Raw genomic sequence first — 18,041 nt, 5'->3', positions numbered from 1 at the left:
AAAGCTACAGGGGCGTTAGCTGCGCGCACTCCCCCAAATCACTTACTTGAGTAAGCTCATTGGGATTTGCTTGCTGGCCGCCTACCTGCAACTCCAAGTGCTTTGGGTATATGTTCTCATGAGAAAGTTCGCTATAGCGGTGAATTCGGCACACGATAAATTGGCGTGTTTTTTGCATCAGGTTTATAAATCATTCAGATAACTGCACCTCATCACCGCCAAAGCAGAGAAGTTAGGGAGATTATTATGTGTTCTATTTTCGGGGTTCTCGACCTTAAAACCGACCCCATTGAGTTACGCAAAAAAGCGCTGGAAATGTCACGTTTAATGCGCCACCGCGGCCCGGACTGGTCAGGCGTGTGGGCTAACGATAAAGCTATTCTCGCCCATGAGCGTTTGTCTATCGTTGACGTCAATACCGGTGCTCAGCCCCTGCTTAATGCGGCTCACACGCACATTCTGGCAGTTAACGGTGAAATTTATAATCATCAGGCACTCCGTCAGCAATATGGTGACCGTTATGAATTCCAGACCGGATCTGACTGTGAAGTCATTCTGGCGCTGTATCAGGAAAAAGGGTCTGAGTTCCTCGATGACCTGCAAGGCATGTTCGCTTTCGTCCTATACGATACAGAAAAAGATGCTTACCTGATTGGCCGCGACCATCTGGGTATTATCCCGCTGTATATGGGCCATGATGAGAACGGCAACATGTTTGTCGCTTCTGAAATGAAGGCACTGGTTCCGGTTTGCCGCACCATTAAAGAATTCCCGGCTGGCAGCTATCTGTGGAGTCAGGATGGGGAAATTCGCGAATATTATCATCGTGATTGGTTTGATTTCGATAATGTTAAAGACAACGTTACCGATAAAGTGGAGCTGGCAAACGCATTAGAAGATGCGGTTAAAAGTCACTTGATGTCCGACGTGCCTTACGGTGTGCTGCTGTCTGGCGGTTTGGATTCCTCGGTTATTTCTGCCATTACCAAAAAATTTGCCGCGCGCCGGGTAGAAGATGACGAACGCAGTGAGGCCTGGTGGCCACAACTGCACTCCTTTGCTGTTGGGCTGATTGGTTCACCGGATTTACGTGCCGCGCAAGAAGTGGCAAACCATCTGGGCACGGTGCATCATGAAATTCACTTCACCGTGCAGGAAGGTCTGGATGCCATCCGCGATGTGATTTATCACATTGAAACTTATGATGTCACCACCATCCGCGCCTCAACGCCGATGTACTTGATGTCACGTAAAATCAAAGCGATGGGCATCAAAATGGTGCTGTCTGGTGAAGGTTCCGATGAAGTGTTCGGCGGTTACCTCTATTTCCACAAAGCACCAAACGCCAAAGAATTACATGAAGAAACGGTCCGTAAGTTGCTGGCTCTGCATATGTATGACTGCGCCCGCGCCAACAAAGCCATGTCTGCCTGGGGGGTTGAAGCCCGCGTACCGTTCCTGGATAAGAACTTCCTTGATGTTGCGATGCGCATCAACCCACAAGACAAAATGTGCGGTAACGGTAAAATGGAAAAACATGTCCTGCGGGAATGTTTTGAATCCTACCTACCGCATAGCGTCGCATGGCGTCAGAAAGAGCAATTCTCCGATGGTGTCGGTTACAGTTGGATTGACACATTAAAAGAGAAAGCCGCAGAGCAAGTGACTGATCAACAAATGGAAACTGCTCACTTCCGCTTCCCGTACAATACGCCATCCTCTAAAGAGGGTTACTTGTATCGCGAAATTTTTGAAGAGCTATTCCCACTGCCGAGTGCGGCTGAGTGTGTGCCTGGTGGCCCATCAGTGGCTTGTTCATCGGCTAAAGCTATTGAATGGGATGAATCATTCAAAAGTATGGATGATCCTTCAGGACGTGCTGTTGGTGTGCATCAGGACGCTTATAAATAATCGAAAATGATGGTATGGCACGAGTCTGCCTGCCTGCCCTGTCGGACTCTCAAGGCCACCCTCGGGTGGCCTTGTCTTTTGCTGGCAAATTCAACAATTAATCAAGATAACTGCTGCTTTAATCACCAGACTGTTCACTCACCACACAAACGAACCCTTTCAGCGCTTTTTTGGGAAAAAATTAGTTGACGCAATTCGGCCATATACGCATAATGCGCCCCGCAACGCCGATGAAGGTTGTGCAGAAAAAAGATGGCTACGTAGCTCAGCTGGTTAGAGCACAGCACTCATAATGCTGGGGTCACAGGTTCGATTCCCGTCGTAGCCACCATCTTTTTTCATGTATGCGGGAGTGGCGAAATTGGTAGACGCACTAGATTTAGGTTCTAGCGCCGCAAGGTGTGCGAGTTCAAGTCTCGCCTCCCGCACCATTTTTATCGGTTGTCACAGTAGATGGGATATCGCCAAGCGGTAAGGCACCAGGTTTTGATCCTGGCATTCCCAGGTTCGAATCCTGGTATCCCAGCCATTTCTTTGAAATGGAATACTGTTAGACGGACGTTGTGTCTTGATCGTGCTAAATCAGTATAAAGAATTGTATTTCAGTTGGGATATCGCCAAGCGGTAAGGCACCAGGTTTTGATCCTGGCATTCCCAGGTTCGAATCCTGGTATCCCAGCCATACAATTTCCCAAAGTTAAAGATTTAAAGATGGCTACGTAGCTCAGCTGGTTAGAGCACAGCACTCATAATGCTGGGGTCACAGGTTCGATTCCCGTCGTAGCCACCATCTTTTGGGGTATCGCCAAGCGGTAAGGCACTGGATTCTGATTCCAGCATTCCGAGGTTCGAATCCTCGTACCCCAGCCAAATTTAGAAAAGCTCGCTTCGGCGGGCTTTTTGCGTTTTGGGATTTGGCTTGTTCGCGGCGATGGAATTTGCGTTTTGCTTTTCAACAAAAAAAGAAAGAAGCAGCGCGCCCGCGGCCGCCAGAAAACAACGCCCCTGGCGACAAGTGATTACAATCTCTACAGCCCTAATGCATACCTCAATGCACGCTCTTTCAACTTGCCCGCGCGTTGGGCGGCCATCAACGCCAGGTTACGCACAAATTTCACTGGAGGCAGGTCATTACTGAATGCGGTATAAAACAGATCCATGCCACTTTGCATCATCATATTATCGGTACGGCGGCGGCGCTGATAACGGAGTAACACCTGCTCGCTATACCACGGTTGCGCTAACTCACGCGCCTGATGAAGTACGTCCAACAACGCATCCACATCGCGATACCCCAAATTAACCCCCTGCCCAGCCAGCGGATTGATGGTATGGGCCGCATCCCCCAGTAATACCAAACCCGGCTGTACATAGTGCTGGGCGTGACGTCGAACCAGCGGGAAAGACCCTGCGGCAATGGCGTTAACAGCGCCCAAACGAGACGGAAATGCCGCTGCAATGGCTTGATTCAGTTGTGCCATTGGCATGGCCTGAAGCTGGCGGATACGCTGCGGGCTGTCGTACCAGACCAAGGATGCCCAGTTATCAAACAGTGGCAAGAACGCTCGTGGGCCTGTTGGGAAGAACTGCTGCCAGGTGGTGTCTTGTTGAGCGCTATCGGTTTCGACCGTGATTAACATGCAGGACTGGCGATACTGCCAACCGCTGGTGCCAATCCCCGCCAACCGCCGTACTAACGAATTCGCACCATCGGCCCCCACCACTAAACGGCCCTGTATCTCTTGTTGAGCCTCTAATGTGATATTCCAGCACTCATCTACTCTGATCATGCTTTGCAGCCGTGACGGGCACAGCAGCGTCAAATTAGGGCATTCAGCCATCTGTTGCCATAACGCTAACTGCAAAACACGGTTTTCAACCATAAAGCCCAGTTCAGGCAGCGACAGTGATGCCGCATCAAATACCACCTGTGACCCTGGCTGCTCCCAGGTTTCCAATCGACGATAAGGGGCATAACGCATCTGTTGCACCCGCGCCCAAGCACCAAGTTGCTTTAGCAATGACACCGAAGTGCAGCCAATGGCTGAGACGCGTAAATCAGGCGTACTCTCGGTGTCAAATGGTGCGGGGGCTTCATGCTCCAGTACGGCAACGGACCAACCCTGTTGTGCCAATCCCAATGCAGCGGCAGCACCTACCATGCCACCACCCACGACCACAACATCATAATTTGGTTGCGTTTTATTCATTTTCGCCATGTTTTAAAAGTTAAAATAACACCTGCACCGGCAAGCGTTTTGTTTGCGCTAAGTGTACCGGATTTTTCATCATTCAACAGGATAAGTAAGTTGTTCTGCGGTGGTCATCGCAACGCCAAATGACTACAATACCCCTTAACTACTGAGCCTTTGCGCCTGGCTAACAACGTGGAGCACCGCACCGAGCGATGTGATTTTGATGATGAATGACTTAATGACAAAAAAACTGCATATCAAAACCTGGGGCTGCCAGATGAATGAATATGATTCATCTAAAATGGCAGATTTGCTGGCCAGCACCCACGGTTACCAGTTAACGGCGATCCCGGAAGAAGCCGATTTACTGCTACTGAATACCTGTTCAATTCGCGAAAAAGCGCAAGAAAAAGTATTCAGTCTGCTCGGCCACTGGAAATTACTGAAAGAAAAGAATCCTAATCTGATCATCGGGGTTGGCGGGTGTGTCGCGTCGCAAGAAGGTGAGCATTTACGCCTGCGCGCACCTTGCGTTGATGTCATTTTTGGGCCGCAGACTCTGCACCGTTTGCCGGAAATGATTAACCACGTACAAGGCACTCACAGCCCGGTGGTGGATATCAGTTTTCCGGAAATTGAAAAGTTTGACCGGCTGCCAGAACCACGAGCTGAAGGCCCGACTGCATTTGTCTCCATCATGGAAGGCTGCAACAAATATTGCACTTTTTGCGTGGTGCCATACACCCGTGGCGAGGAAGTCAGCCGCCCATGTGACGATATTCTGTTTGAAATCGCGCAATTAGCGGCTCAGGGTGTGCGGGAAGTGAATCTACTTGGTCAGAATGTAAATGCTTATCGTGGCGCAACTTATGAGGGTGACATCTGTAGTTTTGCCGAATTATTGCGGCTGGTTGCTGCTATTGATGGCATTGACAGAATACGTTTCACTACCAGCCATCCGATTGAATTTACTGATGATATTATTGAAGTGTATCGCGATACGCCAGAGTTGGTGAGCTTTCTGCATCTGCCGGTGCAAAGTGGTTCTGATCGCATCCTGACAATGATGAAACGCACTCATACTGCACTGGAATACAAAGCGATTATCCGTAAACTGCGTCAGGCACGGCCCGATATCCAGATAAGTTCTGATTTTATTATCGGTTTCCCCGGTGAAACTCAGCAAGATTTCGAGCAAACCATGAAACTGGTGGCAGATATTGGTTTCGATACCAGCTACAGCTTTATTTACTCTCCACGCCCCGGCACACCAGCGGCAGAATTGCCCGATAATGTCAGCGAAGAAGAGAAAAAGCAGCGGCTGCATACCCTGCAACAACGCATTACTCAGCAAGCAATGGGCATCAGCCGTGAAATGGTCGGCACTGTGCAACGAATTCTGGTCGAAAGCACATCGCGTAAAAATGTGATGGAACTGGCTGGGCGCACGGAAAATAATCGGGTCGTCAATTTTGCAGGTTCGCCGGAACTGATGGGTAAATTTGTTGATGTCGAGATTGTCGATGTTTATGCCAGCTCGTTGCGCGGGGCTTTGCTGCGTACCGAAGGCCAAATGGACTTGCGCATTCATGAATCACCGCAATCGGTAATTGCCCGTACCCGTAAAGAAAATGAGATTGGTGTCGGGCTTTACCAACCTTGAATTCCTGTAACTCGCACCAATATATACTTAAGTGCGTCTGCGCAGGCACGGCATTGCCTGTTTTATTTGGCGAGCACGCTCATGCCATGAATAATTTTCAAATGACATGTATGATTAATGATATATAAGTGAATCATACAATGTGACCCAGAGGAACGCAGTGACTCAGAGAAACAATTTGCACGTCGTGACACAAGAAATCTTGCTGGAACCTGCCGATAATCAGCGTCTGCTGAGTCTGTGTGGCCCTTTTGATGACAACATCAAACAGTTAGAGCGCCGATTAGGAATTGAAATTAATCGCCGTGATAACCGTTTTAAGTTAGTCGGTAAGAATATCTGTGTGGTTGCAGCGGCTGATATCCTGCGCCATCTGTATGTTGATACTGCTCCGATTCGCGGTGTTATCCCCGATATCGATCCCGAAGCGATTCACCTTGCGGTGAAAGAAAGTCGCGTGTTAGAGCAAACGGCCGAGAGTGTGCCGGATTACGGAAACGCCGTAAACATTCGCACCAAGCGCGGTATGGTCAAGCCTCGCACGCCCAATCAGGCGCAATACATCGCCAATATTCTCGACCATGATATTACTTTCGGTATCGGCCCTGCCGGCACCGGTAAAACTTATCTGGCAGTGGCCGCAGCCGTTGATGCACTGGAGCGCCAGAATGTACGCCGTATTCTCCTGACGCGCCCCGCCGTTGAAGCCGGTGAAAAACTGGGCTTCTTACCCGGTGACCTCAGCCAAAAAGTCGATCCTTACCTGCGCCCGCTTTATGACGCGCTATTTGAAATGCTCGGTTTTGAGCGGGTTGAAAAACTGATTGAACGCAATGTGATTGAAGTGGCTCCGCTGGCCTATATGCGAGGACGGACACTGAATGATGCGTTTATCATTTTAGATGAAAGCCAGAACACCACCATCGAACAGATGAAAATGTTCCTGACCCGCATGGGCTTCAACTCTAAAGCGGTGATTACCGGTGATATCACACAAACTGACTTGCCACGTCATCAGAAATCTGGCCTGAGCCACGCCATCGAAGTGCTCTCTGAGGTCAAAGAGCTGAGTTTTAACTTCTTCCACAGTGAAGATGTGGTGCGCCACCCGGTGGTTGCTCGCGTGGTCATTGCTTATGAAGCCTGGGAAGCGGCAGAACAGAAACGCAAAGAGGCAATTGCCGAACAACGTAAGCGGGAAAATCATACCCCGTCTGAGCAGGAGGCTCCGTGAGCCAGGTTATTCTCGATTTACAAATTGCCTGCGCTGATAGCCAGGGTCTGCCCACAGAGGCCGATTTTCAACGCTGGCTAGAGGCGGTATTACCTCAATTTCAGGACGTCGCCGAAGTCACCATCCGCTTAGTGGATGACGCGGAAAGCCATGAGTTGAACCTAACCTATCGCGGTAAAGATAAATCAACCAACGTCTTATCTTTTCCTTTTGAGGCTCCGCCTGAAATTGAATTGCCACTATTAGGTGATTTAATCATTTGTCGCCAAGTGGTTGAGCAAGAAGCCATCGAACAAGAGAAAGCACTATTAGCCCATTGGGCGCATATGGTTGTTCACGGCAGTCTCCATCTGCTAGGGTATGATCACATCGTTGACGATGAAGCTGAAGAAATGGAGTCGATTGAGACTGAAATCATGCAAAGTCTGGGCTATCCGGATCCGTATATTTCAGAGAAAGACCCCGAATAAGCCCATCATACCGGGTGTTATAATGCCAGTTAATGAGGCAAAAAACTGTTGGCGGTGTGAATTTACCACTGCCGATAACATTTAATTTCATATGGGTAAACTTAACTAAAACGCCATGAGCGACGACCACTCACAAAACAACGATAGCCCCAGTCCCAAGAAAGGGTTCTTTACTCTTATCCTTAACCAGTTATTTCACGGTGAACCTAAGAACCGTGGTGATTTGGTAGAGCTTATCCGTGATTCTGAACAAAACGATCTGATCGATCCCGATACCCGTGACATGCTGGAGGGCGTGATGGATATCGCCGAGCAGCGCGTGCGGGACATCATGATCCCCCGTTCCCAAATGGTCACACTAAAGCGTAATCAAACGCTGGATGAGTGTCTGGATGCCATTATTGAATCTGCTCACTCCCGCTTTCCGGTGATTAGCGAAGATAAAGATCACATTGAAGGTATTCTGATGGCGAAGGACTTGCTGCCGTTTATGCGCACCGACTCCGAGCCATTCAGCATTGATAAAGTCTTACGGCCGGCGGTTGTTGTGCCAGAAAGTAAGCGCGTTGATCGGATGCTAAAGGAGTTTCGTTCCCAGCGCTATCATATGGCAATTGTCATTGATGAGTTTGGCGGCGTTTCAGGGCTGGTGACCATTGAAGATATTCTTGAGCTGATCGTGGGCGAAATAGAAGATGAGTATGACGATGAAGAAGACCGCGATGTGCGTCAACTCAGCAAGCATACCTATACCGTTCGTGCGCTGACACAAATTGAAGATTTTAATGATGTGTTCACTACTCATTTCAGTGAAGATGAGGTCGATACGGTCGGTGGTTTGGTGATGCAGGCGTTTGGTCATTTACCTGCTCGCGGTGAAACCATTAAAATTGAAGGTTACTTATTTAAAGTTGCGATGGCAGATAGCCGACGTATCATCCAGGTTCATGTGACAATCCCGGATGACGCTCCGCAACCCAAATTGGAAGAATAAATTCTCGATGCCTATTGCTTCATATCTCCAACGCCAGTGGGTTCGCGCCCCGCTGGCGCTATTGTTTGGTGCCTGCGGTACGCTGGCCTATTCGCCATTTGATAGTTGGCCTGCGGCCATTGTTTCACTGTTTGGCTTACTGAGCCTGACATTGAACCGCACCACCAAACAAGCTATTTTTATCGGTTTTTGTTGGGGAATGGGGCTGTTTGGTAGCGGCACCAACTGGGTGTACGTCAGTATCTCCGAGTTTGGTGGTATGCCGACGGCGGTGAATATCTTCCTGGTGGTCTTACTGGCGGCATATCTCTCGCTCTACACCATGCTGTTCGCCGGTTTATTGGCCCGATTGTGCCCCAAAGCCACCTGGTGGCGGCTGGCGATTGCTGCACCGGTGTTGTGGCAACTGACTGAATTCCTGCGCGGCTGGGTATTGACCGGCTTCCCGTGGTTGCAATTTGGTTACAGCCAAATTAACGGCCCACTGCGGGGGATTGCTCCCATCCTTGGCGTCGATGGCATCACCTTTATGTTGATGGCAATCAGTGGGTTGTTGGTTTATGCCTGTTATCAACGTCGTGTGAGTGCGGCGGTAATCGCCCTCGCATTGTTGTTATTGCCGTGGCCGTTGCGTCAGGTTCAATGGTTCACACCGGAGCCTGAAAGAGCCGTCAAGGTGGCGATGGTGCAAGGTAATATCGCGCAATCAATGAAGTGGGACCCTAAAGTCCTGCTCTCAACTCTGCAAGTCTATCTGGATGAAACCCGCCCGTTTATGGGCAAAGCCCCGATCATTATCTGGCCTGAATCTGCCATCCCTGATATTGAAACCGATCAAACCGGCTTCCTGACAATGGTTGACGACCTGATGCGAGCCAATCACAGCAACCTTATCACCGGTATTGTCGATGCCCGGCGGCGTCCTGAGGGCAAAGGTTACCACTTCTTCAACAGCATAATCGTGTTGGGAGATAAAGAGCCTTACCACTATCCGACTCAAAACCGTTACAGCAAACATCATCTGGTGCCATTTGGTGAGTTTGTGCCGCTAGAGTCACTGTTACGCCCCTTGGCACCGCTGTTTGATTTGCCTATGTCAACATTCAGCCGGGGTGACTATGTTCAACCACAGCTCAATGTGGCCGGATTCAACCTGACTGCCGCCATTTGCTATGAAATCGTGTTGGGCCAGCAAGTGCGCGATAACTTCCGCCCGGATACCAACTTCCTGCTGACCATCTCGAATGATGCCTGGTTCGGCCACTCCATCGGGCCGTGGCAACATTTCCAAATGGCACGTATGCGTGCGCTTGAATTGGGCCGCCCTCTGCTACGCAGTACCAATAATGGCATCACTGCCGCCGTTGGGCCTAGTGGAGAAGTGCTGGCGCAGATCCCACAATTTACGCAACAGGTGCTGGAAGTTAAGGTTACACCGACTACCGGCGTCACCCCTTATGCCCGTTTTGGCTCGTGGCCGATGTGGATTATCACGCTGGTTCTGGGTGCGTTCACCCTGTTGTGCGTGATCCGTGGTCGTTTCGATAAAAAATAACGTAATATTCGGGCATGTTCTCTTCATGCCCGTTCATCTTGAGAGCCTTATGTCACTGAAGCCTGAATTTATCCTCACCAGCGAAGCTCAATTAAGCGAGCACTACGCCTCCCCTTTTGAAACGGTATTGAAGAAACAGATAGATCACATTGATGATTACGGCAAAAAACTTATCGCGGCGGCCCCTTTCGCGGTGCTGGGCACGATCGGCATCAATGGAATCGACTGCTCCCCGAAAGGCGGCGAGCCTGGTTTTATTCATGTGGAAGACCGTAACACGCTAATGCTACCTGACCGCCCAGGGAATAATCGCCTGGATGGTATTCGCAATCTGCTGCATAACCCCGCTATCGGCATCTTGTTCCTGATCCCTAACTGGGCTGAGGGTTTTCGGGTGAATGGCCGTGCGAAGATCTCGGTCGATCCTGAGCTTTGTGAACGTTTTAGCCAAAATGGTCACCCTGCACGGAGTGTATTAGTGATTGAAGTTGATGAAGTTTTTATTCACTGTGGCCGCGCAATTACCTTTGCAGACCTGTGGAACCCAGAAAAACATGCCGGTAAAGAGAGCGTACCTACGGCGCTGGAAGTGTTTAAAGCTCATCTGGCTATCAATAACCAGCAACTGAGTTAACCCATCATTAAAGTCGCCTTTGGCAACTGACGAAACACGCCCCATTGATAGCTTATAGCCCTGTTATATCAGGGCTATATTCCTCCATTTCAGCCATTACTGGCACAGACCTTGCATTGTTTATAACCCTATGGTGTTAGTTGGCGGTTTAAACCCGCCATCCTTGGGTTTGGCATTAAGCTTTGTGCGGGTTTTAGGCAAACGCCGCTTTTGAATCTGAAATTACCCTTATTAGCTTGCACATTTACAGGGCTTACCCCGCACCACGAGAGTGCAGTTGTGTTTTATTGCCTCTATTTGGTGCGATTTGAGTCTCAAAAAACAAACATTTATTCAGCACTTACGTAACAATTAGCTATTTTATAAAGATAATCTGATACAAGTAACAGCGAAAATCCCTCGTTCGCCCACGAAGCGTCGGAGCACTAACAGAACTAATAAGACGATGTAAGGCGATTTTCACATTACGATTTTTTAACATCACAACATTGAGCAATAAAACAACCGCAAAGGAGTTGGACCATGCAAATGCGTAAATTGGCGTTAGCGTTACTGTTAGCCGGGATGGCAAGTAATGTAGCGCAAGCAGAAGAAGCGGCAACACAACCGGCAGCGAAAGCTGAAGTGTCCTCGGACACACTGAAGAAGATTAAAGACAGTGGCGTTATCGTTGTGGGCCACCGAGAGTCTTCCGTTCCATTCTCTTATTATGATAATCAACAGAAAGTGGTTGGTTATTCACAAGATTACTCCAACGTGATCGTGGAGGCGGTTAAGAAAAAACTTAATGCGCCAGACCTGCAAGTCAAACTGATCCCGATTACCTCGCAAAACCGTATTCCATTGCTGCAAAACGGCACGTTTGACTTCGAGTGTGGTTCCACTACCAATAACCTGGAGCGCCAGCAACAAGCCGCGTTCTCTAATACTATTTTTGTGGTTGGCACCCGTTTGCTGACCAAAAAAGGCACTGAAGTTAAAGACTTCAAAGACCTGGCCGGTAAAGCGGTGGTTGTAACTTCTGGCACCACCTCTGAAGTGCTGCTAAACAAACTGAACGAAAAAGACAAAATGGACATGCGCATCATCAGCGCCAAAGACCACGGCGACTCTTTCCGTACCTTGGAAAGTGGCCGTGCAGTGGCCTTTATGATGGATGATGCGCTGTTGGCAGGCGAACGCGCCAAGGCCAAGAAACCAGATCAATGGGATATCGTTGGTACCGCGCAATCCCAGGAAGCTTACGGCTGCATGTTGCGTAAAAACGATCCAGCCTTTAAAACGCTGATGGATGAAACCATTGCTACGGCACAAACCTCAGGTGTGGCGGAGAAATCCTTCGACCGCTGGTTTAAAAACCCAATTCCACCGAAAAATCTTAACCTGAATTTCGCATTGTCTGACGAAATGAAGGCGCTGTTCAAAGCCCCTAACGATAAAGCATTGAACTAACAATAATAATCAGGGCGGGCACGGCCCGCCCAATTCGATTGATGATGGGCCGATGGGAGATACCCAATAGATTTCAGAGTGCAGGAAGGCGGCAAGCAAGAGAATCCTGATGGGCTTATGCAAATAAGTGATTCAGGTGAACAAAGGCAGCCAACACATCTGCAATTTGAACGATGCAGGGTAAAGACAGGATGCGGGGTGGCCGTTCCCCACTCCGCATTTTTTTGTTTCCCTCGCGTGGTCCCAACGCATTAAATCATCAGTCATCAGGATGGCTTATCCATCCTTTTAAGGGAGTTTGTTATGTCAATAGACTGGAACTGGGGCATTTTTCTGCAAGCGGCCCCCTTCGGCAATACCACCTATTTCGGCTGGATATGGTCTGGTTTTCAGGTCACTGTCGCCTTATCACTGTGCGCATGGGTCATCGCTTTCTTTGTCGGTTCCTTGTTTGGCATCTTAAGAACGGTGCCCAATCGCCTTTTGTCAGGCATTGGAACATGTTACGTAGAACTGTTCCGTAACGTGCCATTAATTGTGCAATTCTTTACCTGGTATCTGGTAATACCCGAATTATTGCCAGTAGATATTGGTATGTGGTTTAAGAGTGAGCTGGACCCCAATATACAGTTCTTCCTCTCATCAATGATGTGCCTTGGCTTATTCACCGCCGCCCGCGTGTGCGAACAGGTCCGTGCCGGGGTCCAATCACTGCCGCGTGGTCAAAAAGCCGCGGGATTGGCAATGGGCTTAACCCTGCCACAAACTTACCGTTATGTTCTGCTGCCGAATGCTTATCGGGTGATTATTCCTCCGATGACCTCAGAAATGCTTAACCTGGTAAAAAATTCAGCGATTGCGTCCACCATCGGGCTGGTAGATATGGCGGCACAAGCCGGTAAGCTGCTGGATTACTCAGCACATGCTTATGAATCCTTCACAGCCATCACTCTTGGTTATGTATTAATCAACGCCGTGATCATGTTGTTGATGCGATTGGTTGAAAAGAAAGTGCAGTTACCCGGCAATCTGGGGAGTAAATAATGTACGAATTTGATTGGAGTTCTATCGGCCCCAGTATGCCTTATCTGCTGCAAGGGCTGGTTGTTACCGCCAAGATAACCGTCACGGCTATCGTGTTCGGGATTCTCTGGGGAACCGTTCTGGCGGTGATGCGCCTGTCGCCGATTAAAGCTGTCAGTTGGTTTGCCACCGCATATGTCAACGTGTTCCGCTCTATTCCGTTGGTGATGGTATTGCTGTGGTTTTATCTGGTGGTGCCGAGCTTATTACAAAATGTGCTGGGCTTATCACCAAAAACTGATATTCGCCTGATCTCTGCCATGGTAGCCTTTTCGCTGTTTGAAGCGGCTTATTACTCAGAGATTATCCGCGCCGGGATCATGAGTATCTCCCGTGGCCAATCTGCTGCTGCATTGGCGCTCGGCATGACTCACGGCCAGTCAATGCGGTTGGTTATTCTGCCGCAGGCTTTTCGTGCCATGGTGCCGCTACTGCTAACTCAGGGGATCGTGTTATTCCAGGATACGTCACTGGTCTATGTCCTTAGCCTGGCTGATTTCTTCCGTACCGCCACCACCATCGGCGAGCGTGACGGTACTCAAGTCGAAATGGTACTGTTTGCCGGTTTGGTTTATTTTGTTATCAGCATTGCCGCGTCGATGCTGGTTAACTATTTGAAGAAAAGGACTGTTTGATGATTTCCCTGAAGAATGTTTCTAAGTGGTATGGTCACTTTCAGGTGCTGGCTGACTGCACCACCGAAGTCAAAAAAGGTGAGGTCGTGGTGGTTTGCGGCCCTTCTGGTTCAGGTAAATCAACCTTAATCAAAACGGTTAATGGGCTGGAACCCATTCAAAAAGGAGACATCACCGTCAATGGCATTACCGTTAATGATAAAGGGACCAATCTGGCACAACTGCGCTCCAAAGTTGGCATGGTGTTTCAGCATTTCGAGCTGTTCCCACATTTGTCTATTATCGAAAATCTGACACTGGCGCAAGTCAAAGTGCTAAAGCGCGACAAAGCACAAGCACGAGAGAAAGGGCTGAAACTGCTAGAGCGTGTCGGTCTGACAACCCACGCGGATAAATTCCCGTCTCAGTTGTCGGGCGGCCAGCAGCAGCGTGTCGCCATCGCCCGCGCTCTGTGCATGGACCCGATCGCCATGCTGTTTGACGAACCCACCTCGGCACTTGATCCGGAAATGATCAACGAAGTGTTGGATGTGATGGTCAAACTGGCACAGGAAGGGATGACGATGATGGTGGTGACCCACGAAATGGGCTTTGCCCGCAAAGTGGCAAACCGGGTTATTTTTATGGATGAAGGCAAAATCGTTGAAGACAGCAACAAAGATGATTTCTTCAACAACCCTAAATCAGACCGCGCCAAAGACTTCCTGGCGAAAATCCTGCACTGATTGCCTTTCGCCCCTCTCTATCTTGAGAGGGGTTGATAATATTTCGCAAATATTAAGGCTGGAATGGCCGGCGATTGAATTGGTCGTGCCCGCATTTAGGGCAGAGCGGCAGCACTTCTGGCGTATAGAAAGCCAGATGATAGTGGCATTTTTCGCACACTAAATTGCCCAGCCCCACAACCTCTCCGCTGTGATAAACCCCATGATGACTGACGTCTTTAAACACTTCACGCCACTCTAATTGAGTCTTGTCGGTGATATCAGCCAGTTCCTGCCACAGGCTTTCTTTAATTACTCTCATGAATACGCTGTCGCTGAACTCATCTTTGCTCTCTGCATAACTGCGGGCAAACTCTTCCAAATCGCGGCGCACCGCCTGAATTATCTGCTCAACCTCACTGCGAGTTAACTCTTCAACAGCATCCAGCCGCTGCTCGGCGCTATCCACCAGCTTATCGATATCACGTTCACCATTTTTCAAGCGTTCGGTCAGTGATGTTACTAACTCACGATAATATTGAGCTACCTTGTTCATACTGTCTCCTCGATCCACGGTTTGTAATAAAGCAAATCATGCTAATACAACATAGTTATAAGGCTAACTTTTCGCCTGTTTTTATGTTTTTAGTTCCCGTTGCCTGGTTTTTCTGGGTGCCTACATTAAAGCTATCGTTAATTATTTTAGTCGTAAATGACTGAAGTCATGCGAACATCAGGTGGTTATCCCCTTACTTTGGCTATTTCTGCCATCCACTGCGCAGAAAAACCCTTTAGGGGGACGCTGAGTGTTGTTGCGCCTGCCGCTTATCAGCTATGCTATGCGGATCTCTCTTTATGTAATGAAACAGATGATGCTACAGGCGTAGCTGTTTTTCACTATAGGACCACCGGCCGCCATGCAAGAGCAATACCGCCCAGAAGATATCGAAACGCAAGTACAGCTTCACTGGCAGAAGAAGCAAACTTTTAAAGTCACTGAAGACGCGAGCAAAGAAAAATATTACTGCCTATCTATGCTGCCATACCCTTCAGGGCGTCTGCATATGGGGCATGTTCGCAACTACACCATCGGCGACGTGATCTCCCGCTATCAGCGAATGCTGGGTAAAAACGTCCTACAACCCATTGGTTGGGATGCGTTTGGCCTGCCGGCTGAGGGCGCTGCGGTAAAAAATAACACCGCTCCTGCGCCGTGGACTTACGACAATATCGAATACATGAAGAACCAGTTGAAACTACTGGGCTTCGGCTACGATTGGGATCGCGAGATTGCCACCTGTAAACCGGATTATTACCGTTGGGAACAGTGGTTCTTCACCAAATTATATGAAAAAGGCATGGTCTATAAAAAGACCGCTGCGGTTAACTGGTGCCCACATGACCTGACGGTACTGGCTAACGAACAAGTGATCGACGGCTGCTGCTGGCGCTGTGATACCAAAGTTGAACGCAAAGAGATCCCACAGTGGTTTATCAAAATCACTGATTATGCTGATCAGTTGCTCAACGATCTGGATACGCTGGAAAGCTGGCCAGAACAAGTTAAGACCATGCAGCGCAACTGGATTGGCCGCTCTGAAGGGGTCGACATTGTTTTTGATGTCGCGGATAGCGAAGAGAAACTCTCAGTTTACACCACCCGCCCGGACACCTTTATGGGGGTGACCTACGTAGCCGTTGCGGCCGGTCACCCACTGGCGTTGCAAGCCGCTGCGACTCAACCCACACTGGCCGATTTTGTTGCCGAATGCCGTAATACCAAAGTTGCCGAAGCTGAAATGGCAACGATGGAGAAAAAAGGCATGGCCACTGGCCTGTATGTCATCCATCCACTCACTGGCGAGAAGCTACCCATCTGGGCCGCTAACTTCGTCTTGATGGATTACGGCACCGGTGCGGTAATGGCAGTTCCAGGCCACGATGCCCGTGATTGGGAATTTGCTACCAAATACAACCTGCCAATCAAACCGGTTATTTTAGCCGCTGATGGCAGCGAGCCTGACTTAAGTCAGGAAGCCATGACCGAAAAAGGCACCCTGTTCAACTCCGGTGAGTTTGATGGCCTGAATTATGAAGATGGCTTTAATGCCATTGCCGACAAACTGGTCGCACTGGGGGTTGGTCAGCGTAAAGTCAACTATCGTTTGCGTGACTGGGGTGTGTCTCGCCAACGTTATTGGGGCGCACCAATCCCAATGGTGACGCTGGAAGACGGCACGGTGGTGCCAACGCCAGAAGACCAACTGCCGGTTATCCTGCCAGAAGATGTGGTGATGAATGGTATTTCCAGCCCAATCAAGGCTGATCCTGAGTGGGCTAAAACCACCGTTAACGGGATGCCGGGCCTGCGTGAAACCGATACCTTCGATACCTTTATGGAATCATCATGGTATTACGCGCGCTATACCTGCCCGCAATTTGACGAAGGGATGCTCGATCCTGCCGCCGCGAACTACTGGCTGCCGGTTGATCAGTATGTTGGTGGTATCGAACACGCCATCATGCACCTGATGTACTTCCGCTTCTTCCACAAATTGCTGCGTGACGCAGGTTTGGTTGATTCAGATGAACCAGCCAAACGCCTGTTATGTCAAGGTATGGTTCTGGCTGATGCCTTCTACTACACAGGGACTGGCGGTGAACGTGTTTGGGTTTCGCCAGTAGATGCTATTGTCGAGCGTGATGAAAAAGGGCGTATCATTAAAGCGACTGATGCCGAAGGTCATGAACTGGTTTACGCTGGCATGAGCAAAATGTCGAAATCGAAAAATAACGGTATCGACCCGCAAATCATGGTAGAGAAATACGGTGCCGATACCGTACGTCTGTTTATGATGTTTGCTTCACCGGCAGAAATGACGCTGGAATGGCAAGAGTCAGGTGTTGAAGGAGCGAACCGCTTCCTGAAACGTGTCTGGCGTCTGGTGTTTGAAAGCACCGCAAAAGGGGCAACAGCACCACTGGATATTGCCAGCCTGACAGAAGAGCAAAAATCCCTGCGTCGTGATTTGCACAAAACAATCGCCAAAGTTACAGATGACGTGGGCCGCCGCCAAACCTTCAACACCGCGATTGCTGCGGTGATGGAGCTAATGAACAAGTTAGGCCGTGCGCCGCAGGAAACCGAGCAAGACCGCGCTCTGTTGCAAGAAGCATTACTGGCAGTGGTGCGGATGCTTTATCCATTCACCCCTCATATCTGTTTCACCTTGTGGCAGGCGTTGGGTGGAGAAGGTGATATTGATACCGCACCGTGGCCGATCGCTGATGAACAAGCGATGATTGAAGACTCTAAATTAGTGGTCGTGCAGGTTAATGGTAAAGTACGTGGCCGCATTACGGTGCCTGCCGATGCCACTGAACAGCAAGTGCGTGAACGTGCTGGTCAGGAACACCTGGTGGCTAAATACCTGGATGGGGTTACTGTGCGTAAAGTAATCTATGTCCCTGGCAAACTGCTTAACCTGGTTGTGGGTTAAGACAAGGAGGA

At 49.4% G+C, this 18,041-nt stretch carries 14 protein-coding genes and 6 tRNA genes; 18 read left to right on the top strand and 2 right to left on the bottom strand.

The features are described from left to right. Window positions 1–246 precede the first annotated feature (246 nt). The 7 genes from asnB to AT01_RS18510 all read left to right on the top strand — a co-directional run bounded on the left by asnB (window position 247) and on the right by AT01_RS18510 (window position 2,781). Complete coding sequence (gene asnB / locus AT01_RS18540; protein WP_042548184.1) at window positions 247–1,911, top strand: asparagine synthase B; 1,665 nt, start codon at window positions 247–249, stop codon at window positions 1,909–1,911. 254 nt (window positions 1,912–2,165) lie between these two features. After that, window positions 2,166–2,242, top strand: a tRNA-Met gene (locus AT01_RS18535). Between the two features lie 15 nt (window positions 2,243–2,257). Beyond that, a tRNA-Leu gene (locus tag AT01_RS18530) sits at window positions 2,258–2,342 on the top strand. Between the two features lie 23 nt (window positions 2,343–2,365). Then, window positions 2,366–2,440, top strand: a tRNA-Gln gene (locus tag AT01_RS18525). 78 nt (window positions 2,441–2,518) lie between these two features. Then, a tRNA-Gln gene (locus AT01_RS18520) sits at window positions 2,519–2,593 on the top strand. 31 nt (window positions 2,594–2,624) lie between these two features. Continuing rightward, window positions 2,625–2,701 (top strand) — tRNA-Met (locus AT01_RS18515). A 5-nt stretch (window positions 2,702–2,706) separates the two neighbouring features. Next, window positions 2,707–2,781: transfer RNA gene (locus tag AT01_RS18510), tRNA-Gln, on the top strand. Between the two features lie 158 nt (window positions 2,782–2,939). Here the strand turns inward: AT01_RS18510 and ubiF are convergent. After that, on the bottom strand, window positions 2,940–4,121 hold the full coding sequence (gene ubiF / locus AT01_RS18505; protein WP_042548718.1) for a 3-demethoxyubiquinol 3-hydroxylase: 1,182 nt from the start codon (window positions 4,119–4,121) through the stop codon (window positions 2,940–2,942). Between the two features lie 223 nt (window positions 4,122–4,344). Between ubiF and miaB the strand changes: the two genes are divergently transcribed. From miaB to AT01_RS18455, 10 genes are all read left to right on the top strand, one after another. Beyond that, complete coding sequence (gene miaB, locus AT01_RS18500) at window positions 4,345–5,769, top strand: tRNA (N6-isopentenyl adenosine(37)-C2)-methylthiotransferase MiaB (protein WP_042548717.1); 1,425 nt, start codon at window positions 4,345–4,347, stop codon at window positions 5,767–5,769. A gap of 160 nt (window positions 5,770–5,929) precedes the next feature. Next, window positions 5,930–7,003 (top strand): PhoH family protein, encoded by a 1,074-nt coding sequence (locus AT01_RS18495; RefSeq protein ID WP_186367564.1) that lies wholly within the window; start codon window positions 5,930–5,932, stop codon window positions 7,001–7,003. Further along, on the top strand, window positions 7,000–7,473 hold the full coding sequence (ybeY, locus tag AT01_RS18490; protein WP_042548183.1) for an rRNA maturation RNase YbeY: 474 nt from the start codon (window positions 7,000–7,002) through the stop codon (window positions 7,471–7,473). The genes AT01_RS18495 and ybeY overlap by 4 nt, the downstream gene beginning before the upstream one ends. A gap of 115 nt (window positions 7,474–7,588) precedes the next feature. After that, entirely contained in the window at window positions 7,589–8,467 is an 879-nt protein-coding gene (gene corC / locus AT01_RS18485) for a CNNM family magnesium/cobalt transport protein CorC (RefSeq protein WP_042548182.1), read from the top strand. A gap of 7 nt (window positions 8,468–8,474) precedes the next feature. Further along, window positions 8,475–10,022 carry an apolipoprotein N-acyltransferase gene (lnt, locus tag AT01_RS18480; RefSeq protein WP_042548181.1) on the top strand — a complete coding sequence of 516 codons (1,548 nt, stop codon included), beginning with the start codon at window positions 8,475–8,477 and terminating at the stop codon, window positions 10,020–10,022. Window positions 10,023–10,071: 49 nt separating this feature from the next. Next, window positions 10,072–10,656, top strand: coding sequence for an MSMEG_1061 family FMN-dependent PPOX-type flavoprotein (locus AT01_RS18475; RefSeq protein ID WP_042548180.1), 585 nt, complete (start codon window positions 10,072–10,074; stop codon window positions 10,654–10,656). Window positions 10,657–11,178: 522 nt separating this feature from the next. After that, the gene (locus AT01_RS18470; RefSeq protein WP_004700787.1) at window positions 11,179–12,108 is read left to right on the top strand and encodes an amino acid ABC transporter substrate-binding protein; all 930 of its coding nucleotides are present in this window, start codon (window positions 11,179–11,181) and stop codon (window positions 12,106–12,108) included. Window positions 12,109–12,411: 303 nt separating this feature from the next. Further along, window positions 12,412–13,152, top strand: coding sequence for an amino acid ABC transporter permease (locus AT01_RS18465; protein WP_042548179.1), 741 nt, complete (start codon window positions 12,412–12,414; stop codon window positions 13,150–13,152). Then, complete coding sequence (gene gltK / locus AT01_RS18460) at window positions 13,152–13,826, top strand: glutamate/aspartate ABC transporter permease GltK (protein WP_042548178.1); 675 nt, start codon at window positions 13,152–13,154, stop codon at window positions 13,824–13,826. The genes AT01_RS18465 and gltK overlap by 1 nt, the downstream gene beginning before the upstream one ends. Next, window positions 13,826–14,551, top strand: a complete 726-nt coding sequence (locus AT01_RS18455) for an amino acid ABC transporter ATP-binding protein (RefSeq protein ID WP_042548177.1) — start codon at window positions 13,826–13,828, stop codon at window positions 14,549–14,551. Before gltK ends, AT01_RS18455 begins: the two co-directional genes overlap by 1 nt. Window positions 14,552–14,603: 52 nt before the next feature. Here AT01_RS18455 and AT01_RS18450 read toward each other — a convergent pair whose 3' ends face one another. Then, window positions 14,604–15,086, bottom strand: coding sequence for a zinc ribbon-containing protein (locus AT01_RS18450; protein WP_042548176.1), 483 nt, complete (start codon window positions 15,084–15,086; stop codon window positions 14,604–14,606). 361 nt (window positions 15,087–15,447) lie between these two features. On the opposite strand from AT01_RS18450, the gene leuS reads away from it, so the two are divergent. Beyond that, window positions 15,448–18,030, top strand: coding sequence for a leucine--tRNA ligase (leuS, locus tag AT01_RS18445; protein ID WP_042548175.1), 2,583 nt, complete (start codon window positions 15,448–15,450; stop codon window positions 18,028–18,030). Window positions 18,031–18,041: the final 11 nt, after the last annotated feature.

The organism is Yersinia aldovae 670-83 (assembly GCF_000834395.1).
Classification (GTDB): domain Bacteria; phylum Pseudomonadota; class Gammaproteobacteria; order Enterobacterales; family Enterobacteriaceae; genus Yersinia; species Yersinia aldovae.
Note: the sequence above shows the minus strand (reverse complement) of the source record. Positions and strands in the feature narration are given on the sequence as shown.

What these genes read in the sequence shown, in the direction of transcription:
- leuS (WP_042548175.1), top strand. Translation starts at nt 15,448, where the DNA reads ATGCAAGAGCAATACCGCCCAGAAGATATCGAAACGCAAGTACAGCTT.
- miaB (WP_042548717.1), top strand. Translation starts at nt 4,345, where the DNA reads ATGACAAAAAAACTGCATATCAAAACCTGGGGCTGCCAGATGAATGAA.
- asnB (WP_042548184.1), top strand. Translation starts at nt 247, where the DNA reads ATGTGTTCTATTTTCGGGGTTCTCGACCTTAAAACCGACCCCATTGAG.
- AT01_RS18455 (WP_042548177.1), top strand. Translation starts at nt 13,826, where the DNA reads ATGATTTCCCTGAAGAATGTTTCTAAGTGGTATGGTCACTTTCAGGTG.
- gltK (WP_042548178.1), top strand. Translation starts at nt 13,152, where the DNA reads ATGTACGAATTTGATTGGAGTTCTATCGGCCCCAGTATGCCTTATCTG.
- ubiF (WP_042548718.1), bottom strand. Translation starts at nt 4,121, where the DNA reads ATGAATAAAACGCAACCAAATTATGATGTTGTGGTCGTGGGTGGTGGC.
- corC (WP_042548182.1), top strand. Translation starts at nt 7,589, where the DNA reads ATGAGCGACGACCACTCACAAAACAACGATAGCCCCAGTCCCAAGAAA.
- AT01_RS18475 (WP_042548180.1), top strand. Translation starts at nt 10,072, where the DNA reads ATGTCACTGAAGCCTGAATTTATCCTCACCAGCGAAGCTCAATTAAGC.
- AT01_RS18450 (WP_042548176.1), bottom strand. Translation starts at nt 15,086, where the DNA reads ATGAACAAGGTAGCTCAATATTATCGTGAGTTAGTAACATCACTGACC.
- lnt (WP_042548181.1), top strand. Translation starts at nt 8,475, where the DNA reads ATGCCTATTGCTTCATATCTCCAACGCCAGTGGGTTCGCGCCCCGCTG.
- AT01_RS18465 (WP_042548179.1), top strand. Translation starts at nt 12,412, where the DNA reads ATGTCAATAGACTGGAACTGGGGCATTTTTCTGCAAGCGGCCCCCTTC.
- AT01_RS18470 (WP_004700787.1), top strand. Translation starts at nt 11,179, where the DNA reads ATGCAAATGCGTAAATTGGCGTTAGCGTTACTGTTAGCCGGGATGGCA.